The organism is Gryllotalpicola sp. CP2-P1 (assembly GCF_057512245.1).
Map to the genome: position 1 here is coordinate 1 of NZ_JBLRDT010000215.1, position 4,031 is coordinate 4,031.

The 4,031-nt window shown below is 70.8% G+C and carries 5 protein-coding genes; 4 read left to right on the plus strand and 1 reads right to left on the minus strand.

From position 1 onward, the window contains the following. The coding region (locus ACM2XV_RS12965) for a coproporphyrinogen-III oxidase family protein (protein ID WP_487027223.1) at positions 1-857 on the plus strand (857 nt) is incomplete at its 5' end. Here ACM2XV_RS12965 and ACM2XV_RS12970 read toward each other — a convergent pair. Beyond that, on the minus strand, positions 850-1,221 hold the full coding sequence (locus tag ACM2XV_RS12970) for a DUF4870 domain-containing protein (RefSeq protein ID WP_487027224.1): 372 nt from the start codon (positions 1,219-1,221) through the stop codon (positions 850-852). The two genes, ACM2XV_RS12965 and ACM2XV_RS12970, sit on opposite strands and share 8 nt — an antisense overlap. Positions 1,222-1,321: 100 nt before the next feature. Between ACM2XV_RS12970 and hrcA the strand changes: the two genes are divergently transcribed. The 3 genes from hrcA to ACM2XV_RS12985 all read left to right on the plus strand — a co-directional run. Beyond that, entirely contained in the window at positions 1,322-2,365 is a 1,044-nt protein-coding gene (hrcA, locus tag ACM2XV_RS12975) for a heat-inducible transcriptional repressor HrcA (RefSeq protein WP_487027225.1), read from the plus strand. A 31-nt stretch (positions 2,366-2,396) separates the two neighbouring features. Continuing rightward, positions 2,397-3,509, plus strand: coding sequence for a molecular chaperone DnaJ (gene dnaJ / locus ACM2XV_RS12980; RefSeq protein ID WP_487027226.1), 1,113 nt, complete (start codon positions 2,397-2,399; stop codon positions 3,507-3,509). An 8-nt stretch (positions 3,510-3,517) separates the two neighbouring features. Next, positions 3,518-4,031 (plus strand): RsmE family RNA methyltransferase (locus ACM2XV_RS12985; RefSeq protein ID WP_487027227.1); only part of this gene is annotated, 514 nt, incomplete at its 3' end.

Below are 4,031 nucleotides of genomic sequence, written 5' to 3' on the forward strand. Positions count from 1 at the left end.
CGGGGGCCGAGGTGACGACCGAGGCGAACCCCGACTCCGTCGACGCCGCTGCGCTGCGGCAGCTCGCCGACGCGGGCTTCACGAGGGTGAGCTTCGGCATGCAGTCGGCGGTGCCGAGCGTTCTCGCGACGCTCGAGCGCACCCATGACCCCGAGCGGGTGCCGCTCGTCGTCGAGTGGGCGCGCGAGGCCGGGCTCGACGTCAGCCTCGACCTGATCTACGGCACTCCGGGCGAGAGCCTCGACGACTGGCAACGCTCACTGGACGCCGCGCTCGCCTGCGCGCCCGATCACCTCAGCGCCTACGCGCTCATCGTGGAAGAGGGCACCAAGCTCGCCAGGCAGATCCGGCGCGGCGAGGTGGCCGAGCCCGACGACGACCTCACCGCAGACATGTACGAGCTCGCGGATGCCGCGCTGGCGCGAGCCGGCTACGAGTGGTACGAGGTGTCGAACTGGTCGAAGGGGCCGGGGCACCGCTCGCGGCACAACCTCGGCTACTGGCGCGGGGCCGACTGGTGGGGCGTCGGGCCGGGCGCACACAGCCACGTCGGCGGCGTGCGCTGGTGGAACGTCAAGCACCCCGCCGCCTACGCCGCGCGCGTGCTGCAGGGCGCGTCGCCGGCGGCCGGCCGCGAGACGCTCGACGACGAGACTCGACGCGTCGAGGACATCCTGCTGAAGGTCCGCATCGCGGAAGGACTGCCGGTCGCCGAGCTCGACCGCGCCGCCCGCCCGGAGGTCGCCGGGCTGATCGCCGAAGGGCTGATCGACTGGGCGGCGGCGATCGGCGGCAGCATCCGCCTCACCCTGCGCGGCCGGCTGCTCGCCGACGCGGTCGTGCGCCGGCTTACTTGAAGAAGCGGATCGCCAGCGGGTAGGTGTACGGCTCGCCGCGGCTCGCCGCCAGGGCGCCCATGATGCTGAAGACGATGTTCACGATCCACGCGGCCGCGAGGATGAAGAATCCGACCAGCACGAACGCGAGGATCCAGCCGATGATCTCGACGATGATCAGCGTGATCTGGAAGTTGAGCGTGGTCGTCGCGTGCTGGCGGATGAGCGGGCCGCGGTCCTTGAAGACGACGTAGACCACGATCGCGCCGATGAGACCGGCGAAGAGGCCGCCGGTGACGAGGTTGAGGCCGCCTGCGATGACGTGCGTGAGGATCGCCCAGGTGCGCTCTTCGCTCTGGCGCAGCAGCGGCGGTGTGTACGACAAGGTGTGCGACCTCCATGACGCTAGTTTCGAGTCAGCGTAGCCGGGTTAGTATTGGCACTCATAGGTATTGAGTGCTAGTCGGGCGAAGGGAGCGTCGTCGATGGTTTCGGAACGTGGACTCGCAGTGCTCCGGGCGATCGTGCAGGACTACGTGGCCACCCGCGAGCCGGTGGGCTCGAAGACGATCGTCGACAAGCACCGCTTCGGCGTCTCGGCCGCCACGATCCGCAACGACATGGCTCTTCTCGAGGACGAGGAGCTGATCGCCGCCCCGCACACCTCGTCCGGTCGGGTGCCGACCGACAAGGGCTACCGCGTCTTCGTCGATCAGCTGGCAGACATCCGCCCGCTGTCGCCCGCGCAGCGGCACGCCATCGAGATCTTCCTCGGCGAATCCGTCGACATCGACGACGTTCTGACGCGCACCGTGCGCGCGCTCGCCCAGCTGACGCACCAGGTCGCGCTCATCCAGTACCCCTCGGTCTCGCGCGCCCGCATCCAGCACCTCGAGTTCGTCGCCCTGGCTCCCCGCCGCGTGCTGACGGTGCTGATCGCCGACACGGGCGTGGTCGAGCAGCGCGTCGTCGAGCTGAGCGTCGACTACGACGACGCGGCGCTGCGTGCGCTGCGCGACGCGACCAACGCCGCGCTCGTCGGCATGCCGATGGCGGATGCCTCGTCGGTGCTGCCGGCCATCGTCGACGGCTTCCCCGAGACGCTGCGCCCCCTCGCGGGCGAGCTCGTGGAGTCGGTGGGCGCGATCATCGGGTCGACGCGGCAGGAGCGGCTGATCATGGCCGGCACCGCCAACCTGGTGCGCACCGAGCACGACTTCACCGGCAGCATCTTCCCGATCATGGAGGCGATCGAAGAGCAGGTCGAGCTGCTCAAGCTCTTCGGCGAGATGGCCGCCGAACAGCACGGTGTCGGCGGCAACCGCGACGTGAGCGTGTCGATCGGCCGCGAGAACGAGCCGTTCGGCCTCGCCGAGACCTCGGTGCTGACGACGGGCTACGGCGCGGCGAGCGGGCCGGTCGCTCGGCTCGGCGTGCTCGGGCCGACGCGCATGGACTACTCCACCAACATGGCCGCCGTGCGGGCTGTCGCCCGCTATCTGAGCCGCGCGCTCGGCGATCAGGCCTGAGAATCCACGAACACTAAGGAGCCGCCAGTTCATGGCAGCAGACCACTATGAAGTCCTGGGCGTCGAGCGCGACGCGAGCGCCGACGAGATCAAGAAGGCGTACCGCCGGCTCGCGCGCGAGCTGCACCCCGATGTGAACCCCAGCCCCGAAGCCGCGGAGCGGTTCAAGCTCGTGACGCACGCCTACGACGTGCTGTCCGACCCGCGGCAGCGCGAGCAGTACGACCTCGGCCCGCAGGCGGGCCCCTTCGGCGGCGGCGCGCAGGGCTTCGGCGGCTTCGAGGACATCTTCTCGACCTTCTTCGGCGGCGGTGGCGGCAGCCGTGGACCCAAGTCGCGGCGCGAGCGCGGCCAGGACGCGCTGCTGCGGGTCGAGATCGACCTCGCCGATGTGATCTTCGGCGCTCACCGCGACCTCGAGGTCGACACCGCCGTGCTGTGCGAGCGGTGCCAGGGCTCGTGCTGCGAGCCCGGCACGCACCCCGTCACGTGCGACATCTGCCACGGCACGGGCTCGATCCAGCGCTCGGTGCGCTCGCTCCTCGGCAACGTCATGACCTCGAGCCCGTGTGGCACGTGCCGCGGCTACGGCACTGTGATCGCCACCCCGTGCGTCACCTGCCAGGGGCAGGGCCGCGTGCGCGCCCGCAAGACCATCCCCGTCGACATCCCCGCGGGCGTCGACACCGGCCTGCGCCTGCAGCTGCCCGGCCACGGCGAGGTCGGCCCCGCCGGCGGGCCGAACGGCGACCTGTACCTCGAGATCAAGGTCAAGCACGACGACGTCTTCAGCCGTGACGGTGACGACCTGCTGGCGACCCTCGAGGTGTCGATGGCCGACGCGATCCTCGGCACATCCACGACGTTCCAGGCCCTCGACGGGCCCGTCGACGTCGAGCTGCACGCCGGAACGCAGAGCGCCGAGATCCTCACGGTCAAGAACCGCGGCATCACGCGGCTGCGCGGCAACGGCCGAGGCGACCTGCGCATCGGCATCCAGGTCGTGACGCCGACCAAGCTGGGGCGCGGCGAGCGTGAGCTGATCGAGCGCTTCGCGAAGCAGTACAAGGGCGACAAGCCGAGGCTGTCGCAGTTCCAGCAGGGGCTGTTCGCGAAGATCCGCGACCGCTTTCTGAACCTCTAGGCGCGGCGGTGGCCAACTTCTATCTCGTCGAGGCGCTCGCCGGCGCGACCGTCGGCGGCCTCGTCACGGTCACGGGCGCCGAGGCGAAGCACATCGCGACGGTCGCCCGCACCCGCGTCGGCGAGCGGATGCTGGTCGGCAACGGGCGCGGCCTGGTCGTGGGCGGCGTGGCCGAGTCGGTGTCGCCGGGCGCGGTCGACGTGCGCGTCGACGACGTGCGCGTGACGGATGCCGCGAGCCCCCGCATCCTGCTCGCGCAGGCGCTCGCCAAGGGCGACCGTGACGAGCTCGCGATCCAGGCCGCCACCGAGCTCGGTGCCGACGGCGTGATCCCGTGGCAGGCCGATCGCTCGGTGTCGCGCTGGAGCGGCCCCAAGCTCGAGAAGGGCCGCGAGCGCTGGGCCGCGATCGTGCGCGAGGCGAGCAAGCAGTCGATGCGGCCATGGCTGCCCGAGGTCTCGGCGCTCGCCTCGACGAACGACCTCGTCGAGCTCGCCGCGAGCCACCGTGTTCTCGTGCTCG